Genomic DNA, 18,165 nt, shown 5'->3' with positions numbered 1-18,165 from the left:
GCCGGTCTCAGCGGAACATGGCGCGCAGGTTCTGGGCAATCTCGAGCAACGCGGGATTGTGCTTCACGGCGCGCTTGGCGCGACTGATGGCCGACAGTGCACCGGCCGCCGCCTTGCCGCGCAGGCTGAGCGGAATGAAGCTGTCGACGATCACCTCATCGTCCTTGCAGAACAGCCGCTTGTACTCGTCCGAGCCGATGCCGAGATCGAAGGCGCGGTAGTCCTGGCCGGCATGATGATCGATGATGTCGCGCATCAGGATCAGGCCCGGGCTGTATTTGGAATTGGCCGACATCGTGTAGGTGTTGAACATCATCGAGAAGCGATGACCGTCGGAGACGCCGGCGAAGATCGCGATCACTTCCTCGTCGCACTCCAGCGCGTGGATGTCGATCGCATAGCCCTTGCCGTCGGCGCGCGGCGCGAGGCAGGCGCTGCGGATGAACTGCTCGACTCCCGGCTCGGCGAACACATTGGGCAGCTTCTGCTCGGCCATGCGCTGCGGCTTGACGCGGAAGAACCAGTCGAGCAGGCGGCAGACGTCGGCGCTCTCGCGCGCGACGTGATAGCGGTAGCCGGACAGCGGTTGCAGCTTGCGCTCCTTGCCCTTGAGGCGGCGGCGGAACGAATTGCTGATCAGCGCCGCGGGGGCCGCGTCGGGCTCGATCACCAGCAGCGGGCAGTCGTTGACCGAAGGCTGGTGCGGCAGCAGGGCGAGCGGATTGGGCAGGTCCTGCCAGCGCAGCGGCTGCTGGCACAGCACCAGCGCATCGACGCGCGAGCGCTCGGCGATCGAGCGGGTCAGGGCCGCGATGTCGGCTTCGGTCGCGTTGGCGGCGAAATCCTTCTCGCACAGCGCCATGTTGAAGGTCGCATGCTTGCCTCCCATGAAGCTCGCGCAATTGGCGCCGAGGCGGGATTCGACGGCGAGCGGCAACAGCAACAGCGGCCGGCGTTCGCTGTCATGGGCCACCACGATGAGCGGCCGCACGCCCTCGCGCTCGCCGACCTGACGCTGCCAACTCGCAAGGAAATCGAAGCGCTGATAGGGGGTGAAGCTGTGTTGCGCGGTCTCGAAACCGCGCCAGGTCGTCTCGGCTGCGGCGAGATCATGAAAGATGTCGACGCCGGCAACGCGGACTGCGTTCGGCCACGTTCGCGTCCCGGCCGTTTGGCCCTCAACTGCCGCCGCCATGATCATCTCGGAACCCAAAATAACTTAAGGTATTAATTTACAGTTCTTGACTGCGGTCGACCTTCGCAGGGAAATGTCAACAAAGAGTAATAACAATGGCCTGGCGGGATGCTTGGCGGCGTGTGGGAACCGCCGCACGAGGGCGGGATCTAGGTGCCGGACAACGGGATTTGGCGACGGGCCAAGGCAGAGCTCGCGTATTTCAGCGGCGCCTTCAGGCTGCGGGAGGGTAAGGCCGGGGGCGCCGGGGCGATCCTGCGCTTCGCGCGCGTGCGTCCGCCGCAACGGACGCGCTTTCAGCCGCTCAGGTCGCAGGAGATCACGCCGGAATTCCTGGATCGCACGATCCGCGCGCTGAAGCGCTGGCGCTACGACATCGTTGGGATCGACGAGGCCTGCCGCCGCGCAGTGACCTTGCCGGAGCATCGGCGTTTTGCCTGCCTGACCTTCGACGGCGCCAGCAAGGATATCGTCACGCATGCCTATCCGGTGCTCGCGAGGCACGGCGTCCCCTTCACACTCTACCTGCCGACGGCCTTCCCGGACGGCGTGGGCGTAGCCTGGTGGCTGGCGCTCGAGGACATCATCGCGCGCGAAGACCGCATCAGCATGATGATCGAGGGTCGCGAGCGGCACTTCGCGATCTCCAGTCTGTCGGACAAATACGAGCTGTTCGATTTCCTGTCCGGCTGGCTGCGCAAGTTGCCGCCGCCGGAGCTGGCTTATGCGGTGAACGATCTCGGCACACGCTATGCAGCCGATGCCGCGCAACTGTCTCGCGTCGCATCGCTTGACTGGGCTGATCTGGTGCAGCTCGCGGCGGATCCGAACGTGACGTTCGGCAGCGCCACCGTGGATTATTTCGTGCTGTCCAATCTCGGGGATACCGACGCGCAGCGTGAGATGGCGATGGGAAAAGCTGTGGCCGAAAGCGCGCTTCGACGCGAGGTCAGGCATTTCGCGTATCCCTTCGGGGACCGCGACGCATTCCGTCGCTCACACGTCGTGATGGCCGAGGAAACGGGCATTGCCAGCGCGGTGTCGACCATCTCCGGTGTGGTCGGAGCGCAGGGCGGCACCAACCTCCATGCATTGCCGCGCATCGCATGGGACGGCCGCGTGGGGTCGCTACGGATGATGCGGGTGCTGCTCTCAGGCGTGATGTTCGCGCCGGTTCGGCCGACGCGGAGCGCGCATGACACCACCGCCTAAACTGGAACGGCAGTTCGGCCGGCAAGCGTTCGGCGCGGATCCGGAAGGCTATGATGCGGCGCGGCCCGACTATCCGGACTGGGTGTTCGATACGCTCTGCTCGCGATGCGGACTGGGGGAAAAGACCGCGACGTTCGAGATCGGCGCAGGAACCGGCAAGGCGACCCGCCGCCTGCTTGAACGCGGCGCTGATCCACTGACCGCCATCGAGCCGGACCCGCGGCTGGCTGATTTCCTGCGCAAGACCAATGTGGGCAAGCCGTTGCGGGTCGTGGTCGCTCCGTTCGAGGATGCGCCGCTGGACGAGGGCGCCTTCGACCTCGGCGTCAGCGCCACCTCGTTTCACTGGCTCGATGAGGAGACTGCGCTAGCCAGGATCACGCGTCTGCTTCGCCCGGGCGGCTGGTGGTCCGCGGTCTGGAACGTGTTCGGCGACGACAGCCGGCCCGATCCTTTCCACGAGGCGACCAGTCGATTGGCGCATGGCCCGACAAGCCCTTCACAGGGCGAAGGAGGCATACCTTTTGCCCTCGACAGCGCGGCGCGCCTGGCTGCGCTGCGGACTGCCGGCGCCTTCGACATGATCGACTACAACGTCAGCCGATGGCCACTCGTTCTCGATGCCGAGCAGACGGTGGCGTTATACTCGACCTATTCGAACATCACGGCGCACCCTGATCGCGACAATGTCCTGGCCGAGATCGGCCGCATCGCCCGCGATGAGTTCGGCGGACGGGTTGTCCGGAACATGACGACCAGTCTCTACGTCGCGCGCCGGTCGCGATGATCAGCGGCCATGCCTTAAGCGCGATCGGGGCGCAACATCCAGGACACGATCGGCATCGCCGGCAGCACCCAGCCGAGACCCGCGACGACGTAGAAGACCGCCTGCAGCAGCCCGGAATTGGCCAGCCATGGCGTCTGCGCGACCGTCATGCCAAGCAGCGACCACACCACCACCAGGATGAGCAGGAAGATGGTTCCGAGCAGTTTGCGGGTGCGTATGGCCATGGCGGATATGTGCAACTCGTGATCCAGAGCGTTGTCGGCGGCGCTTGCGCCGGGGGCGCGGCGGACTATAAGGGGCCCGAAAATCCAATCAAGTCAGGGCGAAATGGCCGGTATTTCCGCAAGAACATCGCAGCTCCGCGCCGTAAAGGTATGGCTATTGGTGGTCGCTGCCCTGATTGCGCTGATGGTGCTGGTCGGCGGCGCCACGCGGCTGACCGAGTCCGGGCTGTCGATCGTCGAATGGAAGCCGGTGACCGGTGCGCTGCCGCCGCTGACCGAGGCGCAATGGACCAAGGCCTTCGAGGGCTACCAGAAGATTCCGCAATATCGCGAGCTCAATGCCGGGATGACGCTCGAGCAGTTCAAGACGATCTTCTGGTGGGAGTGGAGCCACCGGCTGCTCGGCCGGGTGATCGGCGCCGCTTATCTGCTGCCGTTCCTGTATTTCCTGTGGCGCGGCACGGTGAGCGGTGAGCTCGGCCGGCGGCTGTGGGTGATCTTCGGCCTCGGCGCGCTGCAAGGCGGCGTCGGCTGGTGGATGGTGGCCTCCGGCCTCTCGGAACGCGTCGAGGTGTCGCAGTATCGGCTGGCGACGCATCTGGTGCTGGCGCTGCTGATCTTCGCGGCGATCGTCTGGACGCTGCGCCGGCTTTCGGACCGCCCGTCCGTGATCGCGCCCGCCAGGCTGAAGATCACGAGCGCGATGCTGCTCGTGATCACCTTCGTGCAGCTCTATTTCGGCGCGCTGGTCGCCGGCCTGCGCGCCGGCAGGGTCTATAACACCTGGCCCGAGATCGACGGCGGCCTGATCCCGTCGGCCGACCGGCTGTGGTTCGAGACGCCGTGGTGGCGCAATCTGTTCGACAACACGCTGACGGTGCAGTTCGAGCATCGCATGACCGCATATCTGCTGTTCGCCCTGGCGATCGCGCATGCGATCGATGCCGTGCGGTCGCGCGCTGGCGGCGGCGTGATCGCCGGCGCGTGGTGGCTGGTCGCAGCGATCACGTTGCAGGCGACGCTCGGCATTCTGACGCTGCTGCATCAGGTGCCGATTGATCTCGCGCTGACCCACCAGGCGGTCGCGATCGTCGTGCTGACCCTTGCGGTATTGCAGGCCGAGCGCTTCGCAGCGCGCCGCACCGAGAGGGACCAGCCGACCTTGGTTGCGGTCGGCCAGTCCCTTTGATCGGTCAGGTGAGATAGTCGAGCCCGATATCGAGTGCGGCCGAGCTGTGGGTGATCCAGCCAGCCGAGATCAGGTCGACGCCGGTGGCGGCGATCGCCGCGGCGGTCGCCGCCGTGATGCGGCCGGAGGCTTCGGTGATCGCCTTGCCGCGGGCCATCTCCACCGCGCGCGCGAGCTGCTCGGTCGTCATGTTGTCGAGCAGCACCGCGTCGACGTCGAGCGCGAGCGCCTCCTCGAGCTGCGACAGCGTGTCGACCTCGACCTCGATCTTGACCATATGCCCGGCATTGGCCTTGGCGCGCTCGATCGCGGTGCGGATGCCGCCGGCGAGCGCGATGTGGTTGTCCTTGATCAGCATCGCATCGTCGAGCCCGAAACGGTGATTGCCGCCGCCGCCGGCGCGCACCGCATACTTCTCCAGCGCCCGCAGCCCCGGCGTGGTCTTGCGGATGTCGACGATTTGCGCGCGCGTGCCCGTGACGGCTTTGACGAGCGTGGCGGTCGCGGTCGCGACGCCGCTCAGATGGCAGAGGAAGTTGAGTGCGGTCCGCTCCGCGGTGAGCAGGCCGCGCGCCGGGCCGTCGATGATCGCGATGACTTCGTCGGGTTCGACCGCGCTGCCGTCGGGCCGCTCGGCGCGCAACTCGATCGATGGCGAAACCATCTGGAACACGGTGCGTGCGACGTCGAGGCCTGCGATCACGCCAGGCTGCCGTGCCCGCATCACCAGCCGGGCCTGCTGGCCGGCCGGTACGATCGCGTCCGCCGTGATATCGCCGGCGCGGCCGAGATCCTCGCGCAAGGCGGCTTGCACGATCGGTTCATAGAGCAGCGGCAACAGGGGATTGAGGGTGGTCATGAGCGGGCACTCCTTGCTGAGATCCTGGTTTCGACGATATTGCGCGCGGCGGCGAGCGCCTCGGCACGGGTGAGGGAAGACGGTGCTGCCGACAAGGCGGTGTGCGGGAAATCGGTGCGGAAATGACCGCCGCGGCTTTCCTCGCGCCTGATCGCGGCAACCGCGATCATCAGGCCGACCAACGCTGCGTCGGACGCCGCACTCTGGCCGGATGCGAACGGATAGAGGCTCCGGATCGCACGCGCGATCCCGTCATGGTCGCGCAGCACGCCGAGCCCCTGGGTGAGGATCGGCCGCACCACGGAGGGATCGGTGGCTGGCGGCATGGCATCGTCGCGCAGCATCGCCCGCGGACCGGCGCTCATGCTTTCGACGCTCTCGGCAACCCAGCGCGCGCAGACGACCGCCTCCATCAGCGAGTTGCTGGCGAGCCGGTTGGCGCCGTGCAGGCCGGTGCGCGCGGCTTCGCCGCAGGCCCACAGGCCCTGCACCGAGCTGCGGCCAAAACCGTCAACCGCGATGCCACCCATGTGATAGTGGACCGCGGGACGGATCGGGATCGGATCACGGGCGGGGTCGATGCCTGCCATCTTGCAGAAGGCGCTGATCACTGGATAGCGCTGCGCGAAATCTGCGCCGGGATTCTTGCGCGCGTCGAGCAAGGTGCGGTGTCCCGCGGCGCGGTGGCGCCAGACCGCGCGCGCGACGATGTCGCGCGGCGCAAGCTCGGCGCCTGGTTGATCGAGCATGAAACGCTGTCCGCTCTCGTCGATCAGCACGGCGCCGTCGCCGCGGATCGCTTCGGTGAGCAGCGGCATCGGCCGCGACGGCCCGTCGAAGGCGGTCGGATGAAACTGGACGAATTCGATGTCCGACAAGGTTGCGCCGGCATGTGCCGCGAGCGCGAGGCCCTGGCCGAAACATCCACCGGGATTGGTGCTGTCGGCGAACAATCCGCCGATGCCGCCAGTCGCGATCACCACGCGGTTGGTCGCGATCGTCAGCGGTCCGCGCTGACCGGTCACAAGCACGCCCCTGACCGCATTGTCATCGACGATCAGGCGACGCGCCTCGACGCCTTCCAGCAACGTGATCGACGGCGTCTGACGGACGGCGGCGATCAGGGCGCGCATGATCTCGCGGCCGGTGCCGTCGCCCGTGGCGTGTACGATACGGTTGCGGCCGTGCGCGGCCTCGAGCCCGAGGCGCCAGGTGCCGTCGGCACGACGGTCGAAGGCGACGCCGAGTTCGGCCAGATGCTCGACGGCGGCAGGCGCCGCATGAACGATCCGGGATGCTGCCGCCGCGTCGCAAAGGCCGGCACCAGCCGCGAGCGTGTCGGCGAGATGCAGGGCAGGCGTGTCATCCGCGCCGACCGGTGCGGCGAGGCCGCCCTGTGCCCACATGCTGGAGGCTTCCGCGCCGAGCGGCGATTTCGACACCAGCACGACGGGCTCGGGCGCGAGCTGAAGCGCGGTCATCAGCCCCGCCGCGCCGCCGCCGATGATGACCGGGCGGCCGTTCAGATCAGAGAGATCGGCACTCATATTGCCAGCATCCTTTCGACGCTCTTGCGCGCACGATCGGCGATTTCGGGGTCGATCGTGACTTCGTGCTGATTGGTCTCCAGCGCGTGGCGGATGTTCTTCAGGGTGATCCGCTTCATGTGCGGGCAGAGATTGCAGGGGCGGACGAAGTCGACATCCGGATTGCGTGCCGCGATGTTGTCGCTCATCGAGCATTCCGTCAGCAGCACGACGCGGGGCGGGCGCTTGGTCTCGACGAATGTCTGCATCGCGGCCGTCGAGCCTGAGAAGTCGGCTTCCGCGACGACGTCAGGCGGGCATTCCGGATGCGCCAGGACGGTGACATCAGGATGGTTCTCGCGCAGCTGGCGCACGTCATCGGCGGTGAACAACTCGTGCACCTCGCAATGGCCCTTCCAGGCGATGATCTTCTTGCTGGTCTGCTTGGCGATGTTCTGCGCCAGATATTCATCGGGCAGCATGATGACGCGCTCGGTGTCGAGCGATTCCACGATATTCAGCGCATTGCCCGATGTGCAGCAGATGTCGGACTCCGCCTTCACCGCGGTCGACGTGTTGACATAGGCGACGACGGGCGCGTCCGGATAGCGCGCGCGCATCAGCCGCACGTCCTCGGCCGTGATGGAATCCGCCAGTGAGCAGCCGGCCTTGAGGTCGGGGATCAGCACGGTCTTGGCCGGATTGAGCAACTTCGCGGTTTCGGCCATGAAGTGCACGCCCGCGAGCACGATGACGTCGGCGTCGACCTTGGTCGCTTCGCGCGCGAGCAGGAGGCTGTCGCCGACGATATCGGCGACGCCGTGGAAGATCTCCGGGGTCTGGTAGTTGTGCGCCAGCACCACCGCGTTGCGGCGGCGTTTCAGCGCGAGGATCGCATCGACGTCCTCGGCGAAGGTCGCCCATTCGAATGGCGGGATGACGCGTTTGACACGCTCATAGAGCGGTGCGGTACGGGTAAGAAGGTCGGTATCGAGCAGAGCCATTTATACTCTCCATGAGTATAAGATAGCTTATACTTATCCTGAGCATAAGGCGTGTCAAGTACGAGAAAGCGGGAGCTTGGTGCCGGCGACGGCCCGTTCGGCCAGAACGGCATGGCGGAAGCGGAACAGCTTGGCCGGCCGCCCGACGGTATCGGCGGCCATTGCGCCAGTTTCTTCAACGAGTTCCTGCTGCTCAATCAGCCGGCGGAAGTTCTGTTTGTGGACCAGCCGGCCTGCGAGCGCCTCAACACTGCGTTGCAATTGCAGCAGGGTGAATTCGGCCGGCATCAACTCGAATACCACCGGACGGTATTTGATCTTGGCGCGCAGCCGCGCGATTCCGGTCGCGAGAATGCGGCGATGATCCGCCGTCATCGGCTTTCCCGGAACGACTGTTGCCTCGCGGCCGCGCGCGCGATCGGCTTCCGGGATCAGCGACGCCTCCCAGAGCAGTTCGTAACGCTGCAATACCAGTTCTTCGTTCCAGTCGCGCTCGTCGAGACCGAAGGTGATGGCGCAGCGCTGCCAGCGCTCGCGCTGCAATGTCGGTGAGGAGGCTTCCTTCGCCCATGCCTTCAGTTTCGGGGCGATCGTCTTGGCGATGAAGGCCGGTGCGCCGTCGCGATGATCCTCCCAGGGAAAGTAGTCGTACCAGCCGGACCAGTGCGCCTCGAAACCTTCGCCGACCCGGTCCTCGCGGGTCAGGCCGAGATAGCTGATCGAGACGCTATGCGGGCCCTTGGCGTCGCCGGACCGGCCGCGGTCGGCAAAGGTGTAGAGCTGCTCGACATAGCCGAGCGGGTGGCCGGTCTGCGCCTCGACCCAGGCCCGCAACGCGGTTTGCAGCGAGCGGTGGGTAAACTCGAACGGGCCGCTCGGCAGCGCCGAGCCGCCGGCGATGGTCATGATGTCAGGCGTGCCGTCGGTGACGGCGACCAGCACCGCGACGAGGTCGGCGGTGACGGCGTTTCCCGAAGCCGGTGCTTTGGATTTTTGCGGCGATCTGGCCACGCGATCGTTCCGCGCTAGCAGTAGCCGTAGACGCCGCAGGCGTAGGGCAGGCGGTCCCAGTAGTCGACATAGGCGCCGCCATAGTACGGGCCGAGATAGCTGTAGGAGCGCGAATTGCCGTAATAGCCCGGCAGCGATGACGATCCGGGCAGCAGCGGCTCGCCGCGCACGACCGGGATATACGGCTCCGAATTGAGCGGGATCACCTTGGGCTCGACGACCACGAGCTGGCGGCCGCGCCGCACATAGGTCGGCCCTGTGATGGTGGTGCGGTAGGCGTAGGGCCGGCGCGGCAAGCCGGGCGGCAGCTGGCGCGCGGCCTTCACGGTGGCGTTTTTCGGGGGAACGAGGCTGTCGGCAGCCTCAGCGGGCGGAATCGCAGATAGCGCGATCGCAAGCGGCAATATCCAGCGCAGCATTAATGGTCTCCCGAATCATCCGGAGCCTATCACTGCCACTTTAAGCCGGATTGAACGTTAACGAGAGGCCCGTCGGCATTAAGCGTTAATCGAGGGGGCCGCCGGGAGTATCCGGAGCGATGCGGGCACCGCTCCGGAACCGCTCCGGGATCAGGAGCGCAGGGCCTGGTCGAGGTCCGCGATCAGGTCTTCCTTGTCCTCGATGCCGATCGAGAGCCGCACCACCTCCGGTGCCGCGCCGGACTTCACCTTGGCGGCGTCATCGAGCTGGCTGTGGGTGGTGGAGGCCGGGTGGATCACCAGCGAGCGGGTGTCGCCGACATTGGCGAGATGCGAGAACAGCTTCAGGTTCGACACCAGATTGACGCCCGCGTCATAGCCGCCCTTGAGGCTGAAGGTGAACACCGCGCCGGCGCCCTTCGGCGCGTATTTGCGTTGCAGCGCGTTGTACCTGTCGCCGGGCAGGCCGGCATAGTTCACCGCCGACACGGCCGGGTGGGTGGAGAGGAATTCCGCCACCGCCTTGGCGTTGTCGCAGTGCTTCTGCATGCGCAGCGGCAGCGTCTCGATGCCGGTCAGGATCATGAAGGCGTTGAACGGCGACAGTGCCGGACCGAGGTCGCGCAGGCCGAGCACGCGGCAAGCGATCGCGAAGGCGAAATTGCCGAACGTCTCCTGGATCCGGATGCCGTGATATTCCGGGCGCGGCTCACTCAGCATCGGGTACTTGTTGTCCTTCGACCAGTCGAAGGTGCCGGCGTCGACGATGATGCCGCCGAGCGAGTTGCCGTGACCGCCGAGGAACTTGGTCAAGGAGTGCACGACGATGTCGGCGCCGTGGTCGATCGGCTTGATCAGGTAGGGCGAGGCCAACGTGTTGTCGACGATCAGCGGCACGCCGGCCTTGCGCGCGACGGCGGCGATCGCCTCGATATCGGTGATGCTGCCCGCGGGGTTGGCGATCGACTCGATGAAGATCGCCTTGGTGTGCGGCGTCACCGCCTGCTCGAAGCTTGCAATGTCGTCCGGATCGGCCCAGGCCACGTTCCAGCCGAACGCCTTGAAGGCGTGGGTGAACTGGTTGATCGAGCCGCCATAGAGCTTGCGTGCCGCAATGATCTCGTCGCCGGGCTTCAGCAGTTGCTGCAGCACGACGAGTTGCGCGGCATGGCCGGAGGCGACCGCAAGCGCCGCGGTACCGCCTTCGAGCGCTGCGACACGTTCCTCGAGCACGGCATTGGTCGGGTTGCCGATGCGGGTATAGATGTTGCCGAACGCCTGCAGGCCGAACAGCGAAGCGGCATGGTCGGCATCGTTGAAGACGAATGACGTGGTCTGGTAGATCGGCGTCGCCCGCGCGCCGGTGGTGGGATCAGGCTGCGCGCCGGCGTGCACGGCGAGGGTGGAAAATCCCGGGAGGCGATCGGTCATTCTTGGTGTCCTGTTGTGGCCTGGTCGAAATGCGCGGCATGCTGATGGTGGCCGCGCCCGCCGTCAAGCGAGTTGGGCACGCCGCCGTCCCTGGAATGGCATTCTATGCCGTACCGCGTGAGCGGCAGGATTATTCCGCTTGGACGTTAGGTCGTCTCGGTCTTGTTCTTCGCGGCGCGGTCGGATGCCGCGGTCTGGCCGCCGCCAAAACTGGTGCGGTTGAGCGACAGCCGCATGCCCTGGGTCGGAATTGGCGCTCGCTTTGAACTCAGCGTGCGCGAGTTGACGCCCATCCAGGAGATCTCCGATGACAGCCGGCCATATTCGATCTTCGGGCAGCGGTTCATCACCACCTTGAGGCCGGCGGACTCGGCCTTCTCGGCGGCGGCATCGTCGCGTGCGCCGAGTTGCATCCAGATCACCTTCGGCAGCGGCGACAATTTCAGCGCCTCTTCGACCACGGGCATGATGTGGCTGGAATTGCGGAAGATGTCGATCATGTCGATCGGCCGATCGATGTCCGCAAGCGAGGCGACGAACGGCTTGCCCATCAGCGTCTTGCCGACATGGCCGGGATTGACCGGGATCATGTCGTAGCCGCGCTGCGCCAGATATTTGAAGGCGAAGTAGCTCGGCCGCACGTTGACCGGCGAGGCGCCGACCATCGCGATCGATTTGACGTTGTTGAGGATGCTGCGGATGTAGTTGTCGTCGTAGGCGTCGTGATTCATCGGAATGCTACTTGTCCTGCCATTTCGGCTCGCGCTTCTCGATGAAGGCGCCGATGCCTTCCTCGGCGTCGCGCGCCATCATGTTCTCGGTCATCACTTCGGCCGCGAAGCGATAGGCGTCAGCAAGGCTCATCTCGGCCTGACGATAGAACGCCTCCTTGCCGAGCTTGACCGTGTAGGCCGATTTCAGCGCGACCCTTTCGGCCAGCGCGATCGCGGCGTCGCGCTCGGTGCCAGCGGGCACCACGCGGTTGACGAGGCCGATCTCTTTTGCAGTTGCGGCCGAAATCGGCTCGCCGGTGAGCAGCATCTCCATCGCCTGCTTGCGCGGCACGTTGCGCGACAGCGCCACCATCGGCGTCGAGCAGAACAGCCCGATGTCGACGCCCGGCGTCGCAAACGCCGCCGCCTCGGAGGCGATTGCCAGATCACAGCTGGCGACGAGTTGACAACCGGCCGCGGTGGCAATGCCTTGGACGGACGCGACCACCGGCTTCGGCAGGTGTACGATCGCCTGCATCATCGCGCTGCATGCGTTCATGATCTGCGCAAAATAGGCCCGGCCGCGATCAGCGTCGCTGCGGCGCGCGGTGAGCTCCTTCATGTCGTGGCCCGCAGAAAAGGCCGAGCCGTTCGCCGCAATCACGACGGCGCGGATGCTCGTGTCGTCGCCGATGTCGTTCAGCGCGGCGTGCAGTTCGCCGATCATGCCCTCGGACAGGCTATTGCGCGCGGCGGGACGATTGAGCGTCAGTACCGCGATACTGCCGACGGTCTCGCGCAGCAGGATCGGCTGGTGTCGTGGCGCTTCTGCGCGGGCGGCTTGGGCGGTCATGGCGAGATTCCACTATCGTGTCTGTGACAATTTAATGTAACAGGCTGACTGAAGCGAGGGCAGGGACGGCATGGCGATTGCGAAAATGAGCGTAGCTGATCTGGAGGAGTTCCTGCGCAAGGAATTTCCGCAGGCCTTCACCTACGACGATATCAGGATCGAAAGTGCCGACGGCGAGACGGCCCTGCTGCGCCAGCGCTTCAGCGAGCGCATGCTGCGCCCTGGCGGCACGGTGTCAGGGCCGACGCTGATGGGGCTGGCGGATTTCGCGATGTATGTGGTGCTGCTGTCGGCGATCGGGCCGATCGGTCTTGCGGTCACCACCAACCTCAACATCAACTTCCTGCGCAAGGGCCAGCCGGGGCAGGACGTTCTCGCGGTTGCCAAGCTGCTCAAGCTCGGCAAGCGGCTGGCGGTTGGCGAGGTGAACCTGCTGTCCGGCACCTCACCCGATCCGATCGCCCATGTCACGGCGACCTATTCCATTCCAAATCAATAGCCTTTTCTACGGTATCATTGCACCATATTTATAATTCATTGTTTTTGCTGAAGTAATTTGCGCATCTGGGCGTTGACGCACGCCCGCGGCTTCTCTAGAAAGCCGCCCAGTTTCGGCGCACACGGCGCCGATTTCTTTTTCACGGATTTCACACATGAGCACGTTCTCGGCCAAGCCTGCCGAAGTGACGAAGAAGTGGGTCGTGATCGACGCCAAGGGTCTGGTCGTCGGCCGTCTCGCCACCCTCGTTGCGATGCGCCTGCGCGGCAAACACCTGCCGACCTACACCCCGCACGTCGATTGCGGCGACAATGTCATCATCGTCAATGCCGCGCATGTGGTGCTGACCGGCCGCAAGCGCGCCCAGAAGACCTACTACAAGCACACCGGCTTCATCGGCGGTATCAAGGAGCGCACCGCGAAGCAGATCCTCGAGGGTCGCTTCCCCGAGCGCGTCGTCGAGAAGGCGATCGAGCGCATGATCCCGCGCGGTCCGCTCGGCCGCATGCAGATGGGCAATCTGCGCGTCTATCCGGGTGCCGATCATCCGCATGAAGCGCAGAGCCCCGAGAAGGTCGATATCGCTTCCCTGAACCGCAAGAACACGAGGGCCGCATAATGTCCGATACGTTGCAGTCCCTCGACCAGCTCTCGCAGGTCAAGCCGGCCGCGCCCGACGCGCCGAAGTACGTCAAGAAGGTCGACAAGTTCAACCGCGCCTACGCCACCGGCAAGCGCAAGGACGCGGTCGCCCGCGTCTGGGTCAAGCCCGGCTCGGGCAAGATCTCGGTCAACACCCGCGAGTTCGAAGTCTACTTCGCCCGCCCGGTGCTGCGCATGATGATCCAGCAGCCGCTGGTCGCTGCCGCCCGCAACGGCCAGTACGACGTGATCTGCACGGTCGCCGGCGGCGGTCTGTCCGGCCAGGCCGGTGCTGTCCGTCACGGCATCTCGAAGGCGCTGACCAATTTCGAGCCGGAGCTGCGCAGCGTCCTCAAGAAGGGCGGCTTCCTGACCCGCGACAGCCGTACCGTCGAGCGCAAGAAGTACGGCAAGGCGAAGGCCCGCAAGTCCTTCCAGTTCTCGAAGCGCTAATTCGAGTACTAAAATTCGCGGCAATTGCCGCGAGCATCGAGTTGCAAAGGGCGCCGCGAGGCGCCCTTTTTGCTGCGCCTGCTTCGCCGCGAATTAGCGCAGTTTTTCAAGAAAACTTGCGTGTGCGTGCAAACGAAATTGGAACTCGGGGCCTCTAGCCTGCAAACTCGCACTGGCGCTGCATCACCACAATCAATCGCGCCTGCGAACGTTGCGTCACACCGGGCTGGGGTGAGTCCATGTCGTTCGATCCGTCGACACTCTATCTGTTCGCCACCATGGTCGCGGGCATGCTCGGCGCCATGCTGTGGTTGTTCGGCAGGCAGGAGAATATCCCCGCGCTGAAATGGTGGGGCACCGCTTATCTGCTCGGTGCGGCCTCGGTCGCGCTCTGGACGGTCGGCAGCTCGACGCTCGATCCCTTCGTCCTGCTCGGCCTCAATGCAATCGGCTTCGCCGCCTGCGGCATGGTGTGGAATGCCTCGCGCATTTTCCACGGCCGCAAGGCCAACCTGCCGGGCCTCGTGCTGGGCCCGATCGCCTGGATCGGCGCGGTGACGATGCTCGAGGATCCGGCGACGCGCCTGACGATCGGCGCCGGGATCGTCGCGGTCTATGCCGCGCTGACTGCCTCAGAACTCTGGAGCGAGCGCCGCCGTGCGATGCAGCGGCGCTGGATCGCAATCGTGATCCCGGTCGCCCATGGCTGCGTCCTGATGCTGCCGATCCTGGTCGGCGACCTGCTGCGCCTGAACGGGCAGAATGTTGTCGTCTCCAGCTTCTGGGTCACGTTGTTCTCGATCGAGCTCGTGCTGTATGCGATCGGCACGGTGTTCGTGATCTTCATGATGGTGTCGGACCGCGCGGTCGCCGTGCACAAGACGGCGGCGTCGATCGATCCGCTGAGCGGCATGCTCAACCGCCGCGGCTTCTCCGAAGCGTGCGCGCGGGTGATCGAACGCGAGGCCACGGCCGGCCGGCCGGTCACGGTGATGATTTTCGACATCGACCACTTCAAGTCGATCAACGACCGTTTCGGCCACCCCGCCGGCGACGAGATCCTGAAACTGTTCTCCGCGGTCGTGGTCAACAATCTCAGGATCAGCGACTTGTCGGGCCGGATCGGCGGCGAGGAATTCGCCGCGCTGCTGCCGTGTCCGCTGGAGGAGGGCGTGCTGGTCGCCGAGCGCGTGCGCGAGGCGTTCGAGAACAGCGATATCGTCTGCGAGGAAGGTCCGGTCGATACCACGGTCAGCATCGGCGTGGCCGGCGGCCCGGCCGGGACCGAGCTCGAGGTGCTGCTGGCCTCGGCCGACACCGCGCTCTACCAGGCCAAGCGCGGCGGCCGCAACCGCGTCGAGGCGGCGGCGGAATTGCCGCTGTCGCTTGAGAACTGGCGGCGCAAGACCGCGGGCCTGCCCGCATCGGCGCGGCACAAGGCGTCACCTGCCCAGGCATGAGCGAGGTAACGCCTGGTTAACCATTCGATCCCATGCTTTCGGGCATGGAGTCGATCCGCACCCGCAATCCGCAGTCCGTCCTGATGTCGCTCGAAGCCGACGCTGCTGCGGCAGGCAGCGGCTTCGCCTGTCTGTTCTCGGACTCGGACGAGTATGAGAGCGCGCTGGTCGCCCAACGGCGGGCGCAAGGCCGCTACCAGCAACCGACGAGCCGCTGGCCGGTCGTGATGATGGTCGGCGTGCTGCTGATGGTCGTGGGGACGGTGCTGCTGTTCTCCTAAGGCGGTTCAGGCGGCCTTCGCAGCCGCCGGATCCTCTGCCTTGAAATGGTCGATCATCACCTTGGCGATCGCCATCAGCGGCAGCGCCAGCGCCAGCCCCCAGATGCCGAACACGACGCCGAGCAGGATCTGGAACGCGAACAACGTTGCCGGCGGGATGTCGAGCGCCTGGCGCTGGATGATCGGCGTCAGCACGTAGCTCTCCAGCGCGTGGACGCCGAGGAACAGGATGAAGGCGGACAGCGCCGCGATCCATCCGGTCGCGAGGCTCGCCAACACCACGATCAGCCCGCCGAGGATCGCCCCGACGGTCGGGATGAACGCGAGCAGGCCGGCCTGGATGCCGAGGATGAACGAACTCGGGATGCCGATGATGGCAAGCCCGATCCAGGTGACCAGGAACACCGCGGTCATGGTGATCATCTGTGCGATCAGCCAGCGTTCCAGCGTCTCGCCGATGCGGTCGACGATGGCGGTCGCCTCGCCACGGTATTTGGCCGGCGCGATGAACAGCAGTCCTGCACGGTAGATGCTTGGCTGGGCCGCGAAGGCGAGCCCGAGGAACAGCACGATGAAGAAGTTGCCGACGACGCTGACGGTGCCGAGCAGCACTTTCAGCGTCTGACTGATGATGGCGCCGCCGCTGGAGGCCAGCGCGCCGGCCCCGGGGATGCCGTGGGGCTGCGACGACGTTGCAGGTGCCGTGGGCGTCGTCGCCGTGGCGGTACCTTCCGGCTTCGTCTCGCCGGCGGCATTGGCGAAGTCGAGATAGCTGGTATCGACACCACGCTGCTCGAGGAACTCCTTGACGCTGCCGAGCTGCGACTTGATCGTGTTGCTCAGCACCGTGGCCTGCTGCGCGATGGTGGTACCGCCGAGGAACACGATTCCGGACAGCAGTCCAGCCAAGGCGAGGCAGACGATCGCGAGCCGCAGCGCATGCGGCAGCCCGGTCAGCCGCCCGAGCAGGGTGGTCATCGCGTTCAGGCCGACGCCGAGCAGCATGCCTGAGAACAGCAGGAAGAGGGTCGCGGCGAATTGCCAGGCGAACATCAGCAGGGCTGCAAACAGCACTATCCCGATGCCGCCGACGGCGATCGCCCACGCCATGTCGTTACGGGCCCGCAGGCGATTGTCAGCCGAGTCTGTCACGGGTGATTCCTTCTTCGCGACGGTGTGTCCAGGGCAGTCTTTGGCGAAAATTGTGCCGGGATCAAGCTGCGAGCGATGCGCCGCTCTGCCGTCGACCGGCGGTTGTGGGGGAGAGGCCGCCGGGTGAGGCATTTCGGGGCTCCGGGCAGCCTTTTGGGTCCGGTTGGACCCGCCTGTGCAGGGCTGCAAGCCCACCTGTGCAGAGATAGACAGTTGATCCGGCGGGAACTCGAAGGCATGATCGTCTCCGCAACGTCGCAAACTTAGAAGAATCATTGCGCGAGACTTGAATAATGAGACGGCCCGTGGTCGGCGTGATCGGAAACGCCCATCGCATTGAAAATCGTTTCACAGTCCAGATGGTCGGAGAGCGCAACCTTCGCGCGGTTGCCGAAGTCTCGGGTGCCGTCCCGCTGATGTTCGCGGGAACCCCTGACATCACCGATGTCGGTTCCTTGCTCGACGTGGTCGACGGCGTCGTCCTGACCGGGGCTCGCGCCAATGTCCATCCGACCCGCTTCAACACCGAACCTTGCGCCGCGCATGAGCCCTATGACATCCCCCGCGACGATGTCGCGCTGGCGTTGTCGGAAGCCTGTGTCGCGCGCGGCGTGCCGATCTTCGGCATCTGCCGCGGCTTGCAGGAAATGAACGTCGCCTTCGGCGGCTCGCTGCATCCGGAGATCCGCGAGATTCCGGGCCGGATGAACCACCGGATGCCGCGGCTCGAGAACGGCGAGATCCATCCCGATCCCACCGTGGTGTTCGCCGACCGCCACGACGTTGCGCTCACGCCAGGCGGCGCATTCGCCAAGATCCTTGGTCGTGAGACCATCCGGGTCAATTCGCTGCACGGCCAGGGTATCCTCGAGCCCGGCCAACGCGTCGTGATCGAGGGCGTTGCCGAGGACGGCACCATCGAGGCGATCCGCATCGCGGATGCCACCGGCTTTGCGCTCGGCGTGCAGTGGCACGCCGAGTACGACCCGCAGCGCAATCCGATCAATCGCGCTCTGTTCGAGGCGTTCGGCGACGCGTTGCGCGAACGGCGACGCGCGGCGTAAGGGACGAGGGACGACGCCGAGTTTGCCTCTTTTTCGGTTTGCTTCGTCGGCAAATCAGTGCTCGGGGCGGTGCATCCGTTCGTCATTCCGGGGTAGCCCGAAGGGCTGAGCCCGGAATCCATTCATCCAATGGGTTATGCGGCTCAAGGGATTCCGGGCTCGACGCCGCGCGTCGCCCCGGAATGACGCCA

At 65.5% G+C, this 18,165-nt stretch carries 20 protein-coding genes; 9 read left to right on the top strand and 11 right to left on the bottom strand.

Annotated features, from left to right (window positions below):
- Window positions 1-7: 7 nt before the first annotated feature.
- Window positions 8-1,201, bottom strand: a complete 1,194-nt coding sequence (locus CWS35_RS26450) for a GNAT family N-acetyltransferase (RefSeq protein WP_100954658.1) — start codon at window positions 1,199-1,201, stop codon at window positions 8-10.
- Window positions 1,202-1,348: 147 nt separating this feature from the next.
- Here CWS35_RS26450 and CWS35_RS26445 point away from each other — a divergent pair, with 147 nt between their 5' ends.
- Entirely contained in the window at window positions 1,349-2,407 is a 1,059-nt protein-coding gene (locus CWS35_RS26445) for a polysaccharide deacetylase family protein (protein ID WP_245438669.1), read from the top strand.
- Window positions 2,391-3,194: a class I SAM-dependent methyltransferase gene (locus CWS35_RS26440; protein WP_100954656.1), complete on the top strand. Its 804-nt coding sequence runs from the start codon at window positions 2,391-2,393 to the stop codon at window positions 3,192-3,194. The genes CWS35_RS26445 and CWS35_RS26440 overlap by 17 nt, the downstream gene beginning before the upstream one ends.
- A gap of 14 nt (window positions 3,195-3,208) precedes the next feature.
- On the opposite strand, the gene CWS35_RS26435 is transcribed toward CWS35_RS26440, so the two are convergent.
- Complete coding sequence (locus CWS35_RS26435; protein ID WP_100954654.1) at window positions 3,209-3,418, bottom strand: DUF2842 domain-containing protein; 210 nt, start codon at window positions 3,416-3,418, stop codon at window positions 3,209-3,211.
- 103 nt (window positions 3,419-3,521) lie between these two features.
- Here CWS35_RS26435 and CWS35_RS26430 point away from each other — a divergent pair, with 103 nt between their 5' ends.
- Entirely contained in the window at window positions 3,522-4,607 is a 1,086-nt protein-coding gene (locus tag CWS35_RS26430) for a COX15/CtaA family protein (RefSeq protein ID WP_024583414.1), read from the top strand.
- Between the two features lie 4 nt (window positions 4,608-4,611).
- Here the strand turns inward: CWS35_RS26430 and nadC are convergent, their stop codons facing one another.
- The 8 genes from nadC to CWS35_RS26390 all read right to left on the bottom strand — a co-directional run bounded on the left by nadC (window position 4,612) and on the right by CWS35_RS26390 (window position 12,423).
- A complete protein-coding gene (nadC, locus tag CWS35_RS26425) occupies window positions 4,612-5,466 on the bottom strand; it encodes a carboxylating nicotinate-nucleotide diphosphorylase (protein ID WP_024583415.1) in 855 nt (284 codons plus the stop codon).
- Window positions 5,463-7,013, bottom strand: a complete 1,551-nt coding sequence (locus CWS35_RS26420; protein ID WP_100954652.1) for an L-aspartate oxidase — start codon at window positions 7,011-7,013, stop codon at window positions 5,463-5,465. The genes nadC and CWS35_RS26420 overlap by 4 nt, the downstream gene beginning before the upstream one ends.
- Window positions 7,010-7,996, bottom strand: coding sequence for a quinolinate synthase NadA (gene nadA / locus CWS35_RS26415; RefSeq protein ID WP_100954650.1), 987 nt, complete (start codon window positions 7,994-7,996; stop codon window positions 7,010-7,012). The genes CWS35_RS26420 and nadA overlap by 4 nt, the downstream gene beginning before the upstream one ends.
- A 54-nt stretch (window positions 7,997-8,050) precedes the next feature.
- Complete coding sequence (locus CWS35_RS26410; protein WP_024583418.1) at window positions 8,051-9,007, bottom strand: membrane protein; 957 nt, start codon at window positions 9,005-9,007, stop codon at window positions 8,051-8,053.
- Between the two features lie 14 nt (window positions 9,008-9,021).
- Entirely contained in the window at window positions 9,022-9,426 is a 405-nt protein-coding gene (locus tag CWS35_RS26405; RefSeq protein ID WP_100954648.1) for a hypothetical protein, read from the bottom strand.
- A gap of 150 nt (window positions 9,427-9,576) precedes the next feature.
- Window positions 9,577-10,857, bottom strand: a complete 1,281-nt coding sequence (locus tag CWS35_RS26400; protein ID WP_100954646.1) for an O-acetylhomoserine aminocarboxypropyltransferase — start codon at window positions 10,855-10,857, stop codon at window positions 9,577-9,579.
- Between the two features lie 146 nt (window positions 10,858-11,003).
- Window positions 11,004-11,588, bottom strand: coding sequence for a CoA-binding protein (locus CWS35_RS26395; protein WP_024583421.1), 585 nt, complete (start codon window positions 11,586-11,588; stop codon window positions 11,004-11,006).
- Window positions 11,589-11,595: 7 nt separating this feature from the next.
- Window positions 11,596-12,423 (bottom strand): enoyl-CoA hydratase, encoded by an 828-nt coding sequence (locus tag CWS35_RS26390; RefSeq protein ID WP_100954644.1) that lies wholly within the window; start codon window positions 12,421-12,423, stop codon window positions 11,596-11,598.
- A 70-nt stretch (window positions 12,424-12,493) separates the two neighbouring features.
- Between CWS35_RS26390 and CWS35_RS26385 the strand changes: the two genes are divergently transcribed.
- The 5 genes from CWS35_RS26385 to CWS35_RS26365 all read left to right on the top strand — a co-directional run bounded on the left by CWS35_RS26385 (window position 12,494) and on the right by CWS35_RS26365 (window position 15,758).
- Window positions 12,494-12,922: a PaaI family thioesterase gene (locus CWS35_RS26385; protein ID WP_024583423.1), complete on the top strand. Its 429-nt coding sequence runs from the start codon at window positions 12,494-12,496 to the stop codon at window positions 12,920-12,922.
- 154 nt (window positions 12,923-13,076) lie between these two features.
- Window positions 13,077-13,541, top strand: a complete 465-nt coding sequence (gene rplM / locus CWS35_RS26380) for a 50S ribosomal protein L13 (RefSeq protein WP_100954642.1) — start codon at window positions 13,077-13,079, stop codon at window positions 13,539-13,541.
- A complete protein-coding gene (rpsI, locus tag CWS35_RS26375) occupies window positions 13,541-14,017 on the top strand; it encodes a 30S ribosomal protein S9 (RefSeq protein ID WP_024583424.1) in 477 nt (158 codons plus the stop codon). The genes rplM and rpsI overlap by 1 nt, the downstream gene beginning before the upstream one ends.
- A gap of 239 nt (window positions 14,018-14,256) precedes the next feature.
- Window positions 14,257-15,477: a GGDEF domain-containing protein gene (locus CWS35_RS26370; RefSeq protein WP_024583425.1), complete on the top strand. Its 1,221-nt coding sequence runs from the start codon at window positions 14,257-14,259 to the stop codon at window positions 15,475-15,477.
- A gap of 44 nt (window positions 15,478-15,521) precedes the next feature.
- Complete coding sequence (locus CWS35_RS26365; RefSeq protein WP_024583426.1) at window positions 15,522-15,758, top strand: hypothetical protein; 237 nt, start codon at window positions 15,522-15,524, stop codon at window positions 15,756-15,758.
- A 6-nt stretch (window positions 15,759-15,764) separates the two neighbouring features.
- On the opposite strand, the gene CWS35_RS26360 is transcribed toward CWS35_RS26365, so the two are convergent.
- Window positions 15,765-16,910: an AI-2E family transporter gene (locus CWS35_RS26360; protein ID WP_024583427.1), complete on the bottom strand. Its 1,146-nt coding sequence runs from the start codon at window positions 16,908-16,910 to the stop codon at window positions 15,765-15,767.
- Window positions 16,911-17,203: 293 nt separating this feature from the next.
- On the opposite strand from CWS35_RS26360, the gene CWS35_RS26355 reads away from it, so the two are divergent.
- A complete protein-coding gene (locus tag CWS35_RS26355; RefSeq protein WP_024583428.1) occupies window positions 17,204-17,974 on the top strand; it encodes a gamma-glutamyl-gamma-aminobutyrate hydrolase family protein in 771 nt (256 codons plus the stop codon).
- Window positions 17,975-18,165: the final 191 nt, after the last annotated feature.

The organism is Bradyrhizobium sp. SK17, assembly GCF_002831585.1.
Taxonomy (GTDB): domain Bacteria; phylum Pseudomonadota; class Alphaproteobacteria; order Rhizobiales; family Xanthobacteraceae; genus Bradyrhizobium.
The sequence above is the reverse complement of the archived record's forward strand: the minus strand, read 5'-3'. Positions and strand labels throughout refer to the sequence as shown.

What these genes read in the sequence shown, in the direction of transcription:
- CWS35_RS26405 (WP_100954648.1), bottom strand. Translation starts at nt 9,426, where the DNA reads ATGCTGCGCTGGATATTGCCGCTTGCGATCGCGCTATCTGCGATTCCG.
- CWS35_RS26430 (WP_024583414.1), top strand. Translation starts at nt 3,522, where the DNA reads ATGGCCGGTATTTCCGCAAGAACATCGCAGCTCCGCGCCGTAAAGGTA.
- CWS35_RS26435 (WP_100954654.1), bottom strand. Translation starts at nt 3,418, where the DNA reads ATGGCCATACGCACCCGCAAACTGCTCGGAACCATCTTCCTGCTCATC.
- rpsI (WP_024583424.1), top strand. Translation starts at nt 13,541, where the DNA reads ATGTCCGATACGTTGCAGTCCCTCGACCAGCTCTCGCAGGTCAAGCCG.
- CWS35_RS26390 (WP_100954644.1), bottom strand. Translation starts at nt 12,423, where the DNA reads ATGACCGCCCAAGCCGCCCGCGCAGAAGCGCCACGACACCAGCCGATC.
- CWS35_RS26440 (WP_100954656.1), top strand. Translation starts at nt 2,391, where the DNA reads ATGACACCACCGCCTAAACTGGAACGGCAGTTCGGCCGGCAAGCGTTC.
- CWS35_RS26420 (WP_100954652.1), bottom strand. Translation starts at nt 7,013, where the DNA reads ATGAGTGCCGATCTCTCTGATCTGAACGGCCGCCCGGTCATCATCGGC.
- nadC (WP_024583415.1), bottom strand. Translation starts at nt 5,466, where the DNA reads ATGACCACCCTCAATCCCCTGTTGCCGCTGCTCTATGAACCGATCGTG.
- CWS35_RS26400 (WP_100954646.1), bottom strand. Translation starts at nt 10,857, where the DNA reads ATGACCGATCGCCTCCCGGGATTTTCCACCCTCGCCGTGCACGCCGGC.
- CWS35_RS26370 (WP_024583425.1), top strand. Translation starts at nt 14,257, where the DNA reads ATGTCGTTCGATCCGTCGACACTCTATCTGTTCGCCACCATGGTCGCG.
- nadA (WP_100954650.1), bottom strand. Translation starts at nt 7,996, where the DNA reads ATGGCTCTGCTCGATACCGACCTTCTTACCCGTACCGCACCGCTCTAT.
- CWS35_RS26395 (WP_024583421.1), bottom strand. Translation starts at nt 11,588, where the DNA reads ATGAATCACGACGCCTACGACGACAACTACATCCGCAGCATCCTCAAC.
- rplM (WP_100954642.1), top strand. Translation starts at nt 13,077, where the DNA reads ATGAGCACGTTCTCGGCCAAGCCTGCCGAAGTGACGAAGAAGTGGGTC.
- CWS35_RS26355 (WP_024583428.1), top strand. Translation starts at nt 17,204, where the DNA reads ATGAGACGGCCCGTGGTCGGCGTGATCGGAAACGCCCATCGCATTGAA.
- CWS35_RS26450 (WP_100954658.1), bottom strand. Translation starts at nt 1,201, where the DNA reads ATGATCATGGCGGCGGCAGTTGAGGGCCAAACGGCCGGGACGCGAACG.
- CWS35_RS26365 (WP_024583426.1), top strand. Translation starts at nt 15,522, where the DNA reads ATGGAGTCGATCCGCACCCGCAATCCGCAGTCCGTCCTGATGTCGCTC.
- CWS35_RS26385 (WP_024583423.1), top strand. Translation starts at nt 12,494, where the DNA reads ATGGCGATTGCGAAAATGAGCGTAGCTGATCTGGAGGAGTTCCTGCGC.